The sequence below is a fragment of the Lactobacillus sp. C449L genome, assembly GCF_059900815.1.
This window is the reverse complement of sequence record NZ_JBWXGA010000393.1, coordinates 1-410: the sequence shown is the minus strand read 5'-3', so window position 1 is coordinate 410 and position 410 is coordinate 1. Positions and strand designations below refer to the sequence as shown.

The 410-nt window shown below is 40.2% G+C and carries 1 protein-coding gene; it reads left to right on the top strand.

Annotated elements, in window-relative coordinates:
* Positions 1-410: hypothetical protein (locus AC2JF9_RS09945; protein ID WP_500727445.1), on the top strand; the 410-nt coding region annotated here is incomplete at both ends.

Genomic DNA, 410 nt, shown 5'->3' with positions numbered 1-410 from the left:
CTATTATGCTGGCGATTGTGTCATTGATTTTTATGCTTAACAAAAATCAGGTGACGGAGGAAACCATCACCTATTTTCCGATTGACCCGTCAGTTTCGTTTAAGACCGCCAACACGACATTGACTCTGATGGATGAAAAAGAACGGGATGAATATTCGGTAATTTGGAAAATCGGTTCCGCTCTCGACCGGGACGCTTATTTAAGACAGGATATTGGCTTGCTGTTTGTGAACGGGCGGTTAACTGCCAAAATGGGGAAATGGAAACAAAACACAAAGAGGCTTTTACAAGAAGAAATCTTTCGCGGATCAGAAAGCAGATATATTGAAGCGATAACATTCCACTACGCTGAAATTCATCATAAAAATGAGCAAATTTTCAGTTCGCAAAGGATGTCTTCGGATTATTTA